Source organism: Marivivens sp. JLT3646, from assembly GCF_001908835.1.
Lineage (GTDB): Bacteria > Pseudomonadota > Alphaproteobacteria > Rhodobacterales > Rhodobacteraceae > Marivivens > Marivivens geojensis.
On record NZ_CP018572.1, the window covers coordinates 1,458,009 to 1,473,397 of the forward strand.

At 56.8% G+C, this 15,389-nt stretch carries 15 protein-coding genes; 8 read left to right on the top strand and 7 right to left on the bottom strand.

The genetic code is table 11. The features are described 5' to 3' along the window. The first annotated feature begins 69 nt into the window (after positions 1–69). The 3 genes from bmt (at position 70) to BSK21_RS07255 (ending at position 2,575) form a co-directional block, all read left to right on the top strand. Entirely contained in the window at positions 70–1,077 is a 1,008-nt protein-coding gene (gene bmt / locus BSK21_RS07245; protein ID WP_067546554.1) for a betaine--homocysteine S-methyltransferase, read from the top strand. 168 nt (positions 1,078–1,245) lie between these two features. Then, complete coding sequence (locus BSK21_RS07250; protein ID WP_067545389.1) at positions 1,246–1,944, top strand: B12-binding domain-containing protein; 699 nt, start codon at positions 1,246–1,248, stop codon at positions 1,942–1,944. Continuing rightward, positions 1,937–2,575, top strand: a complete 639-nt coding sequence (locus BSK21_RS07255; protein ID WP_067545392.1) for a DUF1638 domain-containing protein — start codon at positions 1,937–1,939, stop codon at positions 2,573–2,575. Before BSK21_RS07250 ends, BSK21_RS07255 begins: the two co-directional genes overlap by 8 nt. On the opposite strand, the gene aroB is transcribed toward BSK21_RS07255, so the two are convergent. Next, positions 2,572–3,684 carry a 3-dehydroquinate synthase gene (gene aroB, locus BSK21_RS07260; RefSeq protein ID WP_067545396.1) on the bottom strand — a complete coding sequence of 371 codons (1,113 nt, stop codon included), beginning with the start codon at positions 3,682–3,684 and terminating at the stop codon, positions 2,572–2,574. The genes BSK21_RS07255 and aroB overlap by 4 nt on opposite strands. Further along, on the bottom strand, positions 3,681–4,190 hold the full coding sequence (locus BSK21_RS07265) for a shikimate kinase (protein ID WP_067546557.1): 510 nt from the start codon (positions 4,188–4,190) through the stop codon (positions 3,681–3,683). Before BSK21_RS07265 ends, aroB begins: the two co-directional genes overlap by 4 nt. 196 nt (positions 4,191–4,386) lie before the next feature. Here BSK21_RS07265 and BSK21_RS15860 point away from each other — a divergent pair, with 196 nt between their 5' ends. From BSK21_RS15860 to BSK21_RS07280, 4 genes are read left to right on the top strand one after another with little or no spacing between them, the layout of a single operon-like run. Continuing rightward, positions 4,387–4,542 (top strand): hypothetical protein, encoded by a 156-nt coding sequence (locus tag BSK21_RS15860; RefSeq protein ID WP_156529496.1) that lies wholly within the window; start codon positions 4,387–4,389, stop codon positions 4,540–4,542. A gap of 3 nt (positions 4,543–4,545) precedes the next feature. Then, positions 4,546–6,093 carry a hypothetical protein gene (locus BSK21_RS07270; protein WP_067545398.1) on the top strand — a complete coding sequence of 516 codons (1,548 nt, stop codon included), beginning with the start codon at positions 4,546–4,548 and terminating at the stop codon, positions 6,091–6,093. Beyond that, positions 6,090–7,028, top strand: coding sequence for a site-specific tyrosine recombinase XerD (locus tag BSK21_RS07275; protein WP_067545401.1), 939 nt, complete (start codon positions 6,090–6,092; stop codon positions 7,026–7,028). Before BSK21_RS07270 ends, BSK21_RS07275 begins: the two co-directional genes overlap by 4 nt. Before the next feature lie 42 nt (positions 7,029–7,070). Next, positions 7,071–8,378 carry an HlyC/CorC family transporter gene (locus BSK21_RS07280; RefSeq protein ID WP_067545404.1) on the top strand — a complete coding sequence of 436 codons (1,308 nt, stop codon included), beginning with the start codon at positions 7,071–7,073 and terminating at the stop codon, positions 8,376–8,378. A 27-nt stretch (positions 8,379–8,405) separates the two neighbouring features. On the opposite strand, the gene BSK21_RS07285 is transcribed toward BSK21_RS07280, so the two are convergent. Further along, positions 8,406–9,956 carry a helicase HerA-like domain-containing protein gene (locus tag BSK21_RS07285; protein WP_067545407.1) on the bottom strand — a complete coding sequence of 517 codons (1,551 nt, stop codon included), beginning with the start codon at positions 9,954–9,956 and terminating at the stop codon, positions 8,406–8,408. A 407-nt stretch (positions 9,957–10,363) separates the two neighbouring features. On the opposite strand from BSK21_RS07285, the gene BSK21_RS07290 reads away from it, so the two are divergent. Continuing rightward, positions 10,364–10,933 (top strand): invasion associated locus B family protein, encoded by a 570-nt coding sequence (locus BSK21_RS07290; RefSeq protein ID WP_074038988.1) that lies wholly within the window; start codon positions 10,364–10,366, stop codon positions 10,931–10,933. 50 nt (positions 10,934–10,983) lie between these two features. On the opposite strand, the gene BSK21_RS07295 is transcribed toward BSK21_RS07290, so the two are convergent. The 4 genes from BSK21_RS07295 to BSK21_RS07310 form a co-directional block, all read right to left on the bottom strand. Continuing rightward, the gene (locus BSK21_RS07295; RefSeq protein ID WP_067545410.1) at positions 10,984–12,195 is read right to left on the bottom strand and encodes a beta-ketoacyl synthase; all 1,212 of its coding nucleotides are present in this window, start codon (positions 12,193–12,195) and stop codon (positions 10,984–10,986) included. A gap of 5 nt (positions 12,196–12,200) precedes the next feature. Beyond that, a complete protein-coding gene (locus tag BSK21_RS07300; protein ID WP_067545412.1) occupies positions 12,201–12,458 on the bottom strand; it encodes an acyl carrier protein in 258 nt (85 codons plus the stop codon). Positions 12,459–12,531: 73 nt separating this feature from the next. Then, complete coding sequence (locus BSK21_RS07305; protein ID WP_067545415.1) at positions 12,532–13,599, bottom strand: UDP-3-O-(3-hydroxymyristoyl)glucosamine N-acyltransferase; 1,068 nt, start codon at positions 13,597–13,599, stop codon at positions 12,532–12,534. A gap of 26 nt (positions 13,600–13,625) precedes the next feature. After that, positions 13,626–15,197: a murein L,D-transpeptidase gene (locus BSK21_RS07310; protein WP_067545418.1), complete on the bottom strand. Its 1,572-nt coding sequence runs from the start codon at positions 15,195–15,197 to the stop codon at positions 13,626–13,628. Positions 15,198–15,389 lie beyond the last annotated feature (192 nt).

Consider the following 15,389-nt stretch of genomic DNA (forward strand, 5'->3'; position numbering starts at 1 on the left):
ATTCAGGTTTGAAAACCTTGCCATGTCATGCCATGCGGGGACAAACGACTCTGACGAATGGTTCGCGATATGACAAATGCACTTTCCCGCTTGCTCGAAACACGCGACTGGCTGATGGCCGACGGCGCGACAGGCACTAACCTGTTCAACATGGGCCTCAGCTCTGGTGATGCGCCAGAAATGTGGAACGTCGAACATCCTGAAAAGATCAAAGCCCTCTACGCTGGTGCTGTGGACGCAGGCAGTGACCTGTTCCTAACAAACTCATTTGGCGGCAATGCATCGCGTTTGAAACTGCACGGCGCAGAAGGCCGCGTTCGCGAACTGAACCGCATTGCGGCAGAACTGGGTCGTGAAGTCGCTGACGCCGCTGGCCGTCCTGTGATCGTCGCAGGCTCTGTAGGCCCGACTGGAGAAATCATGGCGCCGATGGGCAGCCTGACCCACGAGCTGGCCGTTGAAATGTTCCACGAACAGGCCGAAGGTCTGAAAGAAGGCGGCGCGGATGTACTTTGGGTCGAAACCATTTCGGCTGTCGAAGAATACAAAGCAGCTGCAGAAGCCGCGAAACTCGCTGGTATGGCGTGGTGCGGCACGATGAGCTTTGACACCGCTGGCCGCACGATGATGGGCATCACCAGTGCCGACCTCGCAAAAGTGATCGATAAACTCGACCATCCGCCGCTTGCGTTTGGTGCGAACTGTGGCGTTGGCGCTGCTGACCTTCTGCGCACCGTTCTGGGCTTTGCTGCCACTGGGTCGCAAACCCCGATCATCGCAAAAGGCAACGCGGGCATCCCGAAATACCACGACGGCCACATCCACTATGACGGCACCCCGTCCCTGATGGGTGACTATGCAGTGCTGGCGCGCGATTGCGGTGCGACTATCATCGGCGGATGTTGTGGCACGACACCAGAACACCTGCGCGCCATGAAAGAAGCGCTGGAAACCCGTCCGCGTGGCGACCGTCCGACCTTGGACGAAATCGCTGCGAAACTCGGTGGTTTCTCGTCGACCTCTGATGGCACCGACGGTGACGGCCCAGAGCGTCGCAAATCGCGTCGCCGCGGTTAAGTGCAGGTCGACCCCTGAAAATCCAAAAACCGCGCCGTTTGGTGCGGTTTTTTTTCGACATTTTGTGATACCGTCGTTTCCGACCCGCCCAGAGTCGCAATCGGTCCAGACCAATTGTCGCATTGGGATCAAATCACCGCAATTGACCCTTCCAACTAGAGAACGCCAATGTCCGATCAAGATGACATCATTCTGTCCGAACTGAACGACGAAGAACTCGTCGAACAGATGTTTGACGACCTTTACGACGGTCTGAAGGAAGAGATCGAAGAAGGTGTTGAAATCCTTCTCGAGCGTGGCTGGACTCCTTACCGCGTCCTGACCGAAGCTCTCGTTGGTGGCATGACTGTTGTTGGCCGCGACTTCCGCGATGGTATCCTCTTCGTTCCCGAAGTTCTGCTCGCTGCGAACGCGATGAAGGGCGGCATGGCCATCCTGAAGCCGCTTCTGGCTGAAACAGGCGCACCGCGCGTTGGTAAAATGGTGATCGGCACCGTTAAGGGCGACATCCACGATATCGGTAAAAACCTCGTTTCCATGATGATGGAAGGCGCTGGCTTTGAAGTTGTCGACCTCGGCATCAACAATGCTGTTGAGAAATACCTCGAAGCGCTGGAAACCGAAAAGCCTGACATCCTTGGCATGTCGGCTCTGCTGACCACCACGATGCCTTACATGAAAACCGTGATCGACACCATGGTCGAACAGGGTATCCGCGATGACTATATCGTTCTGGTTGGCGGCGCACCGCTCAACGAAGAATTCGGTCGTGCGATTGGCGCTGATGCTTACTGCCGTGACGCTGCTGTTGCAGTGGATACCGCGAAAGCCTTCGTTGCGCGCAAGCACAACCAGATGAATGCCTGATCTTTCAGACAGCATTCTGACAAATGACGGCCTTGCCCCTCTGGGGCGAGGCCGCGTTCTTATTGTGGCCTGCGGTGCCCTCGCCCATGAGATCATTGCGCTGAAACGGCTGAACGGTTGGGATCACGTTGACCTCCAGTGCCTTCCCGCGATTTTGCACAACCACCCCGAACGGATCACCGACGCGGTCGAGGCTGCAGTCATTGAGAACCGCGATGACTATGATCAGATCATGGTCGCCTATGCGGACTGTGGCACGGGTGGACAGTTGTTCGCGAAATGCGATGAACTGGGCGTCGACTATATCGCTGGTCCGCACTGCTATTCGTTCTTTGAAACGAATGCTGTTTTTGAGGCCCGCGGTGAAGTCACCGCCTTTTACCTCACCGATTTCCTTGCCCGCCAGTTTGACGCCTTTGTCTGGAAACCGCTCGGCCTAGATCGTCACCCCGATCTGTTGTCGATGTATTTCGGCAATTACGAAAAACTGGTTTACCTTGCCCAAACCGACGACCCTGCCCTGACAGCCAATGCGGCCGACTGCGCGACCCGCATGGGCCTCGCGTTTGAGCGTCGTTTTACAGGATACGGCGACCTCGCGACGGCGATCGCAAAGGCCGCAGCGGATTAACCGCGCAGCGCGTCATTCAGGACCGACAGCACAGCCTCACGCGACACATCCGAGGTCACAAAGGCTTGCCCGATCCCGCGCGCAAGGATGAACCGTAGCTTTCCATCCAAAACCTTTTTGTCCTGCCCCATGAGCGTCAACAGCGCCTCAGCATCCGGCAGGTCACCTGGAATATCGGTCACATCGGTTTTCATGCCCATCGCACGCAGGTGCGCACGAACGCGGCTCGGGTCCTCTTGGCTACAAAGCCCCATGCGAGACGACAGCTCAAAGGCCAGCGCACAGCCAATTGCGACGCCTTCGCCGTGAAGAAGACGATCCGAATATCCCGTCGCCTTTTCCAGCGCATGGCAGAACGTGTGACCGAGGTTCAGAAGCGCCCGATCCCCCTGCTCTGTCTCGTCGCGCATCACGATCTCGGCTTTCATTTCGACCGAGCGTTTTACTGCATAAACCCGCGCCGCCATATCGCCCGCAGCCATTTTTGGCGCATTCACTTCAAGCCAATCGAAAAACGCCGCATCTCCCAACAGACCGTATTTCACGACCTCACCGTACCCCGCGAGGAAATCGCGTTCCGTCAATGTGGACAGAATCGACGTATCCGCCAAAACGAGGCTCGGCTGATGGAAAGCACCGACGAGGTTCTTACCTTGATCCGTGTTGATACCCGTTTTCCCGCCGACAGAGCTATCCACCTGCGCCAAAAGCGAGGTCGGGATTTGAACGAACCGCACACCGCGACGCAAAACCGACGCGGCAAAACCAACTAGATCACCAATCACACCACCACCGAGCGCGATAACGAGGCCGTTCCGTTCGACCTTTTGCTCAAGCAGCCATTCAACCGTTTTGGTAAACTCAGGCCAACGTTTGGTGCTTTCACCCGCAGGCAAAGTCAGCGCCGAATACGCCACGCCCGCGGCATCCAAAGACGCCTGCAAGGTCGCCAGATGAAGTCGCGCAACGTTTTCATCCGTAACAATAGCGACCTTCTTAACCGTCAGCATGTCCGCTACCCGCGCACCAGCTGTCGCAATCAGGTCTGGCCCGATCAGAACGTCGTATTCGCGGCCAACCAACCCAACATGCACGGTTTCGAAAGTCATGATTTTTCCTTTAGGACATCGACACGGCCCAATAGCGCTTCGATCGCTTTGTCGGTGGTGTCATCAATCGAATAGTTTGCCAGCGTTTCGACCGTTAGGTTCGCGAGGCTATAAATCGGCTCTCGCACTGCCAACAAATCTGCGAGCGTCTGACGCGGGTTCGCAGTGCGCAACAGCGGGCGCGTATCCTTGTGACGCACACGTTCCCAGAGCGTATCCGACGACGCCTTGAGCCAGAGCGACACACCCTTTTCGGTGATCATCGTGCGGTTCCGTTCCGCCATGAACGCCCCGCCGCCCGTCGACAATACGCAGGGCCGCCCGTTCAGCAGACGCCGAATAACCTCAGTCTCACGACGACGAAAAAACTCTTCGCCATCGCGGGCGAAAATCTCAGAGATGCTTGCGTTGGCGGCACGCTCAATCTCGGCATCAGAATCAAGGAAGGCCACACCCAACCGAGTCGCCAGCGATTTGCCGATCGCAGACTTGCCCGACCCCATCATTCCGACCAGAACAACCGTCCGTTCCAGACGAAATGGACCGCTCAAAGCGGTTTTGCTCTCTGGGTCGTGATCGGCTGTGGCTTGCCGAGTTGTCATTTTCTGTCCCGAATGGCGTGTTATTGCCTGCAAGGGCATATATAAAGACAGCCAAGGGTGCAAAGCCCATGAGGCATAAAGGGCAAGAAAGGCTATCGGAATGTTGTGGAGATTGTTCAAAGCTCTGATCGTTCTGCTTTTTCTAGCGGGGGTCGGACTTGTGGCATATGCCTACGTCGGGCCACTGTTCTTTCCGGCAGATTTCGCGGCGCCGGAACAAGCAGTCAGCCAACCCGTTACCCTGCAGGTGAAATAATAAATGAAAGGGGCACAGCTGATCACAGCCTTTGTTTTGCTGGCCTCCGCGACCCAAGCCCAAGAGGCAGGTCCGCTGTCAGCCATTGATTGGCTGTCCAATAGTGTTGATCCGAATATCATCGTCAGCCCTCTAGGATCTGAGTTTGGAACAGGCGTTGCGCCACTCGACGGGGCGGAATCACCCGTGGTGACAGTGACCCCTCTCGACAGTGGGTCCCCTGATTTGGTCGGGCTCTTGCCGCCATCGATGACGGGGCTACCGAACACCATTTGGTCAGCAAGCACCGAATCAATTCTCGTGTCTCTCGTGACCGCAGAACGGACAGAGTCGGTTCCTGCGATTCAAGATTTCCTAACGGTCCTACTTCTCGCCGAAGCCAAACCGCCCTTTGATGCGGGCCGTGAGGGGAACCTATTCCTTGCCCGCGTTGATAAATTGCTCGAGGTCGGTGCACTGCAACAGGCCCAAGCACTTCTTGAGGCCGCAGACCCGCAAGAACCCGCCCTCTTCCGCCGTTGGTTCGATATTTCGCTGCTGACGGGCACCGAAGACAACGCATGTGCCACGATGCGCGACGCACCTGACCTCGCGCCCACTCATGCGGTCCGTATTTTCTGCGTGGCCCGTGGCGGCGATTGGGACACGGCTGCACTGATCCTCAACACTGGGATCGCGCTCGGTGACATTCAGCCTGACGACGAACGGCTTTTGGTGCGGTTTCTTGAGACTGAATTCGATGATCACGCGGCACCTGTTCCTACGCCTGATCGGATAACGCCACTGAAATTCCGCCTGCTCGAAGCGATTGGCGAGCCCGTTCCCACGGCAACCTTACCTCGCGCCTTTGCCCACGCCGATCTGCGCGATGTGGCAAGCTGGCGGAGCCAGCTTGAAGCGGCAGAGCGTTTGGCCCGATACGGTGCGGTCGACGACAATGTTCTACGTGCGCTCTACACCGCGCAACGTCCTGCGGCCTCTGGTGGCATCTGGGATCGCGCCGAAGCGTTCCAACGGTTTGACACAGCCATTCGCGCACGCGACCCCGTTGCAGTTGCTGCAGCCCTGCCCGCCGCATGGTCCGCAATGCAAGACGCCCGCACAGAAGTGCCGTTTGCGCGTCTCTATGAACCAGACCTCGCTGCCTTGCCTCTGACAGGTGACGCAGCGGCCTTGGCGTTTCACGTGCTACTGTTGTCCGCTGATTACGAGGCCGCAGCACTTAACTTTTCCGCGACCACCGATGAAGACGAATTCCTGAGCGCAGTTGCCCGCGGCAACGTCTCATCCGTCACAGCCAAGACACCCGCGCAACAAACTGTATTTGCTGCATTTTCCGGCGAAACACTCGTTCCCGATTCCATCGCAGACCTCATCAATTCGCAGAAATTGGGCGAAGCACTGCTGCGCACCATCGCAACCTTTGGTGAGGGCATGACAGGCGATCCGGTTGCCATTTCAGAGGCGCTCGTAACCCTGCGCACGGTCGGACTAGAGGATGTCGCGCGCCGTGCGGCGCTTCAGTATCTGTTGTTGGACCGCCCATCATGACAGCGCCGTCAGGCATGATGCACTGGATACAGAGCTTCCTCGAAGCGCAGGCCGCCGAACTTGATGCCGCAACGAACACCCAACTGGCCTATGCCCGCGACCTCAAGGATTTTGCGTACTGGCTAGACCGTCGCAAGATCCATTTCCTCGATGCGGATCGGACCAACGTCGAAAACTACCTAATCAGTTGCGAGGCTGAAGGGCTGGCCGTTTCGACCCGCGCCCGTCGCCTCTCTGCGATCAAACAGCTTTACCGTTTTGCCTTTGAAGAAGGCTGGCGCAGCGACAACCCTGCGGTTCAAATCAAAGGCCCCGGAAAGCCTAAACGACTGCCCAAAACGCTGAGCGTTGAGGATGTTGACCGCCTCCTGCACGCCGCCCGTACAAATGGCCGCGACACGGCGCGCAACACATGTCTAATGGAACTTCTTTACGCGACGGGCATGCGCGTCACCGAACTCGTAAGCCTCCCAATTGCAGCTGCGCGGGGCAATCCGCAGATGCTCTTGGTGCGCGGCAAAGGGGGTAAGGAACGGATGGTCCCGCTCTCTGCTGCGGCCTTGAACGCGATCTCGGACTGGCTCGATGTCCGAGACACGGCAGAGGACCTCGCCAAACGCAAAGGCATCCCTGCCTCCAAATTCCTCTTTCCCTCGCGGAGCAAAGACGGCCACCTGACGCGCCATCGTTTCTTTGCCCTGATCAAAGAGCTCGCGGTCGCTGCAGGCATTTCCCCCGAAAGCGTCACCCCCCACACCATTCGCCACGCATTTGCCACGCACCTTTTGGCGGGAGGGGCTGATTTACGGGCCATCCAGACGATGTTGGGCCACGCGGACCTCGCGACAACGGAAATTTACACACATGTGCTAGATGAGCGTTTGAAAGACCTCGTTCTGACGCATCATCCGCTTTCGAAAAAACGGACCACTTGAACCGCGCCCTTCGCGCCCCCATAACCGTTGTAGACCAACGGATTGGACCCAATGCCTGTTCTCGACGCTACATTCTGGATCACTGCCGCCGCCATCCTCGTGCTTTTGGTGCTCTCTGGCTTTTTCTCAGGCTCTGAAACGGCGCTGACGGCCGCGAGCCGTGGTAAGTTACGCTCTGCCGCCGACAAAGGATCGCGTGGGGCTGAGGCGGCGTTGGACGTGACAGAGGACAACGAACGCCTGATCGGGTCGATCCTCTTGGGCAATAACGTGGTGAATATCCTCGCCACCTCGCTGGCGACGGCGGTTCTGACGAAGCTTTTTGGGCAAAACGGCGTTGCGCTGGCGACCTTGGGGATGACCCTCCTCGTTCTGATCTTTGCCGAGGTGCTGCCGAAAACCTATGCCATCACCAATCCAGAAACCGTAGCGGCCCGCGTGGCTTCTCCGATCCGCATTGTGATCCTCGTATTTTCGCCGGTTGTCTCTGCCGTGCGACTGTTGGTGCGTTTGGTTCTGCGGATGTTCGGCGTCAAAGCCGACCCAGACAGCAACATCCTCGCCGTCCGCGAAGAGATCGCAGGCGCGCTGCAACTCGGCCATTCCGAAGGTGTCGTCGAAAAAGAAGACCGCGACCGTATCCTTGGCGCACTCGACCTGTCGGAACGCTTTGTCGAAGAGGTAATGCTTCACAGGTCCGGCATTCAGATGATCGACGCGGGTCTGCCCGTGCCCGAAATCCTTGCGCAGGTTCTCGAAAGCCCGCACACCCGATTGCCCCTCTATCGCGATGATCCCGAAAACGTGGTCGGTGTGCTCCACGCCAAAGACCTCCTGCGCGCCATGCACCGCATGCTCGAAGACGGGACGATGGATACCGACGAGATGAACAAATTCGACATCATGTCGGTCGCGATGAAGCCCTACTTTATCCCCGAAACGACCACGCTCGACGATCAGATGCGCAAGTTCCTTGAACGCAAAACGCACTTTGCCTTGGTGGTGGATGAATACGGCGGGCTTGAGGGGCTGATCACACTCGAAGACATCCTCGAAGAGATCGTCGGTGAAATCGCCGATGAATTTGACGTGGCCGAAGAAGACATGATCAAACCGACTGCGGACGGCGCCTATATTGTCGACGGGTCAATGACCCTGCGCGACCTGAACCGTGCCCACGATTGGAACCTCCCCGATGATGAGGCGAATACCATCGCGGGTCTGGTGATCCATGAGGCGCAGATGATCCCTGTTGTGGGTCAAGTGTTCAGCTTCCACGGCTTCCGGTTCGAAGTGATCGATAAGGAACAGAACCGGATCACCAGCCTGAAAATCCGCCAGCTCAATTGAAAAAGGCGGCTCGCGCCGCTCTTTCCGTTATCGTGATTTGAACAGTGTCCCAAGGATGCCGCGCACAATGCGCCGTCCTGTGGTTCCCTTCAGCTCTTTGATGACAGCAGAGCCAATGGCCTCTCCAAAGGTTTCATCCTTCGTTGACCGCGTCCGTGTCGTGCGGGTTTTCGTCGACCGCGATGACCCACCGTCATAGCGGCGCGCATTGCGGAACTCGCGTTCCTCTTCCTCTGCCTTGGCTTCGGCTTCTTCCGCAGCAGCCGCTTCTTTGGCCGCGGCGTCCGCACGTTTCAGCAGAATTTCGTGTGCCGTTTCACGATCCACAGCGTTGTCATACTTTGCCCCCATCGGGGATGTCGCCATCAGCGCCTTGCGATCGCTCGCCTCAATCGGGCCGAGTTTCGACGATGGTGGACGGATCAGGGTGCGTTGCGCGATCCCTGGGATACCCTTGTTTTCCAGCATTGAGGTCACAGCCTCGCCCGTGCCCACCTCGGTGATGGCATCAGCGATATCGAACGCAGGGTTCAGACGATAGTTTTCTGCCGCCTGACGCAGCGCCTTTTGATCCTTCGCGGTAAAGGCGCGCAGCGCGTGCTGCACACGGTTACCCAACTGGCCCAGAATATCCTCTGGCACGTCAGCAGGGTTTTGCGTGATGAAATAAACGCCGACCCCTTTGGATCGGATCAAACGCGCGACCTGTTCAACCTTATCAACCAAGGCCTTGGGCGCGTCATCGAACAGCAAATGCGCCTCGTCAAAGAAGAACACGAGTTTGGGTTTATCAGGGTTGCCGACCTCGGGCAGTTCTTCGAACAATTCAGAGAGTAGCCACAACAGGAACGTCGCATAGAGGCGCGGGCTGTTCATCAGCTTATCCGCCGCCAAAAGGTTGATCTGACCACGACCGTCGGGTGCCACCTGCATCATATCCATCAGGTCCAAGGCAGGTTCGCCAAAGAACGCCGTTGCACCCTGATTTTCCAACACGAGCAACTGACGCTGGATCGCACCGATCGACGCAGACGCGATATTCCCATAGCGCAGTGCAATCTCACTCGCGTGTTCACCGACCCACAGGAGCATTGATTGCAGATCTTTGAGGTCTAGGAGCGGAAGACCTTCTTCATCTGCGACACGGAACACGATATTCAAAACGCCCTCTTGGACATCCGACAGTTCCAACATCCGCGCGAGCAAAAGTGGCCCCATTTCGGCAACGGTAGTGCGCACAGGGTGGCCCTGATCGCCGTAGAGGTCCCAAAAGGTCACCGGAAATTTATCATATTGCAGGTCGAGCCCGATGGTCGCTGCCCGCTTCATAAACGCATCGTGGAGTTTGAAATCCGCAGAGCCCGCCGCCGCCAAACCCGACAAATCGCCCTTAATATCAGAGAGAAACACAGGAACGCCCGCAGCTGAAAACCCCTCGGCCAGAATTTGCAGCGTCACCGTCTTACCCGTGCCCGTCGCACCTGCGATCAAGCCGTGACGGTTCGCGTAGTTGAGCAAAAGCCCCTGCTGTTCAGCGTAGCCTTCGCCACCACCGCCGATAAAAATCGCGTTTTCCATAACATCCCCTAAATGCTCAAATCGGTGCTAAAATACATCCTTAACGGTTTCATGCCATAGTGAAAGCGTTCGTCAGAATTGTATTCTGACCGACAAAATCTCCTCCCTGTTAGACTTGCCGCGCCTCTGGGCGCGGTTTTTTTAGGCGACTGCCATAAAACTGTCGTTTCTTAGTTGACGGTCCCGATTCCTTTTCGTAGCGTCACCACAAATAGTCGGCCAAGTCCGACAGGGAGAATAGAGAAAGGGGATCGATTTCGGTCCCTTTTCTTTTTGCTGCAAGGCGATAACGGTAACACTTCATGTGACCCGATCGGCAATCCTATGCCGATGGTGACGGCAATGTCACCTGACACCCTCTGCCTCACGTGTTAGACAGTGCGCAGCAAACCAAGACAGGACTTTTTATGTTCAACGTGATTAAGCCGCTCGCCACCTTGACTATGATCGCCCTTGGCGGTGTCGCACTGGCGCAAGAGACCGCAGCCCCCGCAACGGACGCCCCCGCTGACCCGCAGGTCGGTCAGGTCTATGTCAAAGAGACCTCTGGCGATTGGGAACTGCGCTGCCTCAAAGTCGAATCTGGCGATGAACCCTGCCAAATCTACCAGCTGCTCAAGGATTCAGACGGAAATTCGATCATGGAAGTTACCATGTTCCCGATGCCTGAAGACCAACAGGCTGCCGCAGCAGCGACCCTTCTGGTTCCGCTGATGACACGCCTGTCCGAAGGTATCATGATCCAAGTTGATGACGCCGATCCGCGCCGTTACCCGATCGAATTCTGTAACCAAGGTGGCTGCGTCACCCGCGCTGGTTTCACCGCAGAAGAGCTTGCTGCGTTCAAGGCTGGGTCGAACGCGAAAGTGCGTATCGTCCGTGCAGAAACCGCACCTGAGGCTGCCGAAGTTATTCTGGATATGTCGCTCGCCGGTTTCACGGCTGGCTTCGACAAAGCCACTCCGCCGACAAACTAAGGCACTGAATTTTAACGAAAACGCCGCCTCTCGAGGCGGCGTTTTTTCGTTTAAGGGGCCTTGCGCAGGGCGAGAACCGCGTTCAATCCGCCAAAGGCAAAGGCGTTTGTGAGAACAACATCCACATTCGCCTCGCGCGCCTCATTCGGCACCACATCAAGCGCACATTCAGGATCAGGTTCTTCGTAGTTGATCGTCGGCGCGATGATCCCATCCTTAAGAGCCATGATACAGGCCAGCAGCTCGACCGCGCCCGTGCCACCGATCAAGTGACCATGCATCGACTTGGTCGAGGACATCATCAGTTTATCCGCATGCGGTCCAAAGGCATCCGCGACAGCCGCCGATTCCGTTTTGTCATTGGCCGCCGTGCCCGTGCCATGTGCGTTGATATAGCCAACCTCGCTCTTGTCGATCCGTGCGTCTCGCATTGCGCCAGTGATCGCACGCCCCGCGCCCTGCTTTGACGGCATCACAATATCAGAGGCATCAGAGGACATGGCAAAGCCGATGACTTCGGCAAGGATCGTCGCCCCACGTTTGCGCGCGTGTTCGTAATCCTCAAACACGAAAACGCCCGCGCCTTCGCCTTGGACCATGCCGTTGCGGTTTGCGCTGAACGGTCGGCAACCGTCTTTGGACATGACGCGCAAGCCTTCCCAGGCTTTCACACCGCCAAAAACCAGCATCGATTCAGACCCGCCCGTCAGCATGACAGGTGCCATGCCCGAACGGATCATTTGGAACGCCTGCCCCATCGCGTGGTTCGAAGACGCGCAGGCCGTTGCCACGGTAAAGGACGGACCACGCAGGTTAAATTCTATAGAAAGGTGGCTCGTCGCAGCGTTGTTCATCAGCTTCGGCACGATAAAGGGATGAACGCGGTTCTTCCCTTCTTCGTAAACAACACGGTAGTTTTCATCTTGTGTCGTCAGACCACCGCCAGAGGTGCCAAGCACAACCCCAGACCGATCTGCCAATTCACCGTGAAATTCCAGCCCCGACTGCGCTACAGCCTGACGCGCGGCGAGCAACGTGAACTGCGTAAACCGATCATAAAGCGCGATTTGCTGACGGTTGAAATGCGCGTGTTCGTCGTAGTTGCGCACTTGGCCCGCGATTTTGACCATCAGACGGTCCACGTCGGGAATGTCCAACGGACCAATACCACAACGCCCTTCGCGCATCGCTTCAAAGGTTTGCGCAACATCATGGCCGAGGGCGTTAATCGTCCCCGCACCTGTAATCACAACGCGACGCATTGGCGTTATACCTTTTCGGAGACGAGCTTTGAAACAGCGTCAATGATGGCAGAGACAGACGAAATGTCGAAATCACTCTCGCTAGGGTCATTCGCATTGAACGGCACAGAAATATCAAAGGCCTCTTCAATCGCAAAAATGCTCTCAACCAGACCGAGGCTATCAATACCCAAGTCTTCGAGGGTGTGTTCCATTTTCACGTCCGACGGCTCTAGAACGGCCTGTTCGGCGATGATTTCGATGACTTTTTCGCGAATTTCCATGTGTCCTCGCCTCTCTCGGGTATGACCCTTGGGCATTTAAAATGATCTAATCACTATGACCGCCGTTTGAAACTTATTTTTGACGGTTTCCCATATCACGTAGGATTCTTGGCAGGCGGCGCAAGGATTTATAGATCTCAATTTGCTGCGTCATTTGTGTCGCGGGATAGCCCATCATCACGCGACCTGCAGGCACATTCGCCAAAACCATCGTACCAGCCGAAGTTACAACATCATCGCCGATTTTGAGGTTGTCACCGACGCCCGTCTGACCGCCCAAAACCACGCGGTCGCCAATGACTGTCGATCCTGCCACCGCCGCATGACCCGCCATAAGACAATGTTTGCCCATGACCACGTTGTGCCCCAGATGGCAGCCGTTATCGATCTTTGACCCTTCGCCGACAAAGGTCGGGCGGATGGTGCCTGCATCGATGGTCGACCCAACGCCGACCTCAACATCGTCCGAGAGGATCACGCCACCCAAGGAATGAATACGGTGCTGGCGTGGATCGTTCGGAATTTGCGCCTCAGTATCACCCAAAGTCGCCCGAGCCCGCTCAACATTCGACTGTTCGGCCATGACAAAGGAAAACCCGTCAGCACCGATCACGGCGTTTGGATGCAGGATCACACGATCACCCAAGGTAACACGCCGCATTACCCGCGCTCCATCAAGGAGCACACAATTTTCACCGATCACAGCACCGGGTGCCACGGTCACATGTGCCGCAATACGGGTGCCCGCGCCGATCACAGCGCCTTTGCCGATCAGAACAAATGGACCAATCGCGACGCCCTCGCCCAAGGTCGCGCCCTCAGTGATCGCGGTCTGGTGAATACCGTCCTCAATATCCCACGGACGATCAAGCATTTGGGTCAGTTTCGCCATCGCAAGTCGTGCGCGCGGAGCGATGATTGCAGCCTCAAGGCCAAGCGCCTGCCAATCACAACCAGACCAAACAACAGCGACCTTGGCCTGTCCCTGCCCCAGCTTTTCCGCATAGGCAGGTGACATCGCAAGTGCGAGGTCACGCGGACCAGCCGTTGCAGGCTCTGACGCGGTATCAATTTCTAGGGACAGATCGCCCAAGGCCTCAGCCCCGAGCGCAGTTGCAATCTCTGAAACGGTATAAGCCATAAGTCCCTCTCAACGTTGAGAAGGATTTACCCCTGAACGCCGCCCGCGGCTACCCCTTCGCGGGCCAAAGCATCCCAAATCACTGCGTCACGCCCGTAAATGTCGCGGCGATACTGCAGTGACCCGTCCACATTGGTAAACGCAGTGCGATAATCCAGATGCACCGGCACTGGCGTCTCTAGATCAACCCGTGTCTCTTGCCCTGTCCGAAGACGGGATTGGAAGAACTCGACCGGATCAGAGGTCTGCTTTGCCAAAAGCGCATAGGCAAAGTCATGCGGATCATCCAAGCGGATGCACCCGTGACTGAAGGCACGCACTTCGCGTGCGAACAAATTCTGCGCAGGTGTGTCATGCAGATAGATGTTGTAGCGGTTCGGGAACATGAATTTCACCGACCCCAGCGCGTTGCTCGGTCCCGGCGGCTGGCGCATCGAGTACGGGAAGCTGGACGCGGAATATTGGCTAAATCCATTCGCGCGGTTCACAACCTGACCATTGCTCGCCACGACTTGAAGATGGCTCACGGCCCCCGCATCGGCCTGCAAACGCGGCAGATATTCGTTCACAATGATAGAGCGCGGCACATACCAGCTCGGGTTAATCACCATGAATTCCATCAGATCAGAGAACTCTGGCGACTGACGGTCACTTGAGTTGGCTCCGATCACCGATCGGGTTTCAAAAGTTACGATATCGTTGTCGATAATCTTGGCGGTGAAATCTGTGAGATTCACCCAGATATGACGTTCCCCACGCGGGATATTCAGCCAACGCTCCCGCTCCATCGCGACGATGACCGACTGAAGACGGTCCTCAATCGGGCGGTTCAGTTCGACAATCGTTGAACCACCAGCCACACCATCTGCCGTCAAACCATTGTATTCTTGAAACTTTTGCACCGCAACCTGAAGCGTGGCGTCATAGGTTGCCGTCACCGACCGCTCCATAAAGCCCATAGCGATCAGACGGTTGCGCAGTGCCACAACAGCGGCCCCAGTATCGCCAGGACGAAGGGTGGCCTCTGGAACGGTTTCCCCCCAACCACCGCGCGCAATCTGATGCTCCAGCCGCATTTTCGACCGCATCAACCGCGCATATTCAGCGGATTGCGGTGCGAGCGACCGTAGGTATTGCACCGGATCAGCCGTCAAAAAACCGTTCAGGATCTCGATCCGATCATGCACTGGCACCTCACGCTTGATCGCGTCCAGAACACGGTTCGGGTTGAGGATACCCGTCTGCACGTCCCGCGCATAGGTGAGGAACAGTTCGCTCAACTCGACTTCCATCGCGCCTTGTTCATAAGCCGTTTTAGCCGACTGCAAACGGGCGATCAGGGCATTGGGATCAAATTTCTCAGCTGGCAAACCATGAAGCGGTGCATCCGCAAACGCACCGAGTAGCGCATTACGACGGGCCTGCGCCAACTCGTCCGATCCTGTCCAAATGCTAGCGAAATCTCGGGCGCGGTAGAACGCTGCCAGTTCGTCATCCATCGCAACGGACTCTGCCACGGCTTGACGGAACGCGGTGACCTGAGCCTGCACAGGCGCAGTTGCGCCCAAAACAAAGGACATCGCGACCACAGCCGCCATAGATGACAATCGAACCGATCTATTCACGCGTAAAGCCTCAAAACTAGTATTCGCAATTATCGACCAGAGAGACACGTTGACGTCCCGATAGTCCACTCACAATTGCGATAATCGCCCACGGAGCCACCAAATGTTGCAGGTCCGCACCGCGAAGGCGTCGCATCACGACGCAGCTCAATCGGATTTTGCGCA

Coding starts and splice junctions, on each gene's coding strand:
- BSK21_RS07295 (WP_067545410.1), bottom strand. CDS start 12,195: ATGCGTCGCGTTGTGATTACAGGTGCGGGGACGATTAACGCCCTCGGC.
- BSK21_RS07300 (WP_067545412.1), bottom strand. CDS start 12,458: ATGGAAATTCGCGAAAAAGTCATCGAAATCATCGCCGAACAGGCCGTT.
- BSK21_RS07275 (WP_067545401.1), top strand. CDS start 6,090: ATGACAGCGCCGTCAGGCATGATGCACTGGATACAGAGCTTCCTCGAA.
- BSK21_RS07270 (WP_067545398.1), top strand. CDS start 4,546: ATGAAAGGGGCACAGCTGATCACAGCCTTTGTTTTGCTGGCCTCCGCG.
- BSK21_RS07285 (WP_067545407.1), bottom strand. CDS start 9,956: ATGGAAAACGCGATTTTTATCGGCGGTGGTGGCGAAGGCTACGCTGAA.
- BSK21_RS07290 (WP_074038988.1), top strand. CDS start 10,364: ATGTTCAACGTGATTAAGCCGCTCGCCACCTTGACTATGATCGCCCTT.
- BSK21_RS07255 (WP_067545392.1), top strand. CDS start 1,937: ATGCCTGATCTTTCAGACAGCATTCTGACAAATGACGGCCTTGCCCCT.
- BSK21_RS15860 (WP_156529496.1), top strand. CDS start 4,387: ATGTTGTGGAGATTGTTCAAAGCTCTGATCGTTCTGCTTTTTCTAGCG.
- aroB (WP_067545396.1), bottom strand. CDS start 3,684: ATGACTTTCGAAACCGTGCATGTTGGGTTGGTTGGCCGCGAATACGAC.
- BSK21_RS07305 (WP_067545415.1), bottom strand. CDS start 13,599: ATGGCTTATACCGTTTCAGAGATTGCAACTGCGCTCGGGGCTGAGGCC.
- BSK21_RS07250 (WP_067545389.1), top strand. CDS start 1,246: ATGTCCGATCAAGATGACATCATTCTGTCCGAACTGAACGACGAAGAA.
- BSK21_RS07265 (WP_067546557.1), bottom strand. CDS start 4,190: ATGATGGGGTCGGGCAAGTCTGCGATCGGCAAATCGCTGGCGACTCGG.
- BSK21_RS07310 (WP_067545418.1), bottom strand. CDS start 15,197: ATGGCGGCTGTGGTCGCGATGTCCTTTGTTTTGGGCGCAACTGCGCCT.
- bmt (WP_067546554.1), top strand. CDS start 70: ATGACAAATGCACTTTCCCGCTTGCTCGAAACACGCGACTGGCTGATG.